Origin of the sequence: Maritimibacter harenae, from assembly GCF_009882975.1 — a bacterium.
Lineage (GTDB): Bacteria > Pseudomonadota > Alphaproteobacteria > Rhodobacterales > Rhodobacteraceae > Maritimibacter > Maritimibacter harenae.
Window position 1 is genome coordinate 390 of the sequence record NZ_WTUX01000017.1, and the last position, 281, is coordinate 670.

The following is a 281-nucleotide window of genomic DNA, read 5'->3' on the forward strand; positions in this document are numbered from 1 at the left end:
CTGAAAGGGCTGCGCGTGGATCGTCCGAACCAGGTCTGGTGCTCGGACATCACCTACCTGCCCATGCGGCGCGGGTTCCTATATCTCGTGGCGATCATGGACTGGCACACGCGCAAGGTTCTGTCCTGGCGGATCTCGAACACCCTGGAGGCCGACTTCTGCGTCGAAGCGCTGAACGAGGCCATCCACAAGTTCGGCCCGCCCGAGATCATGAACACGGATCAGGGCAGCCAGTTCACGTCCTTCGCCTGGACCGACCGGCTCCGCCGATCCGGCGTGCG

Annotated in this window: 1 protein-coding gene; it reads left to right on the top strand. The window is 64.1% G+C overall.

Annotated features, from left to right (window positions below; all coding sequences use genetic code 11):
- Positions 1–281: DDE-type integrase/transposase/recombinase (locus GQE99_RS12410; RefSeq protein ID WP_161351954.1), on the top strand; the 281-nt coding region annotated here is incomplete at both ends.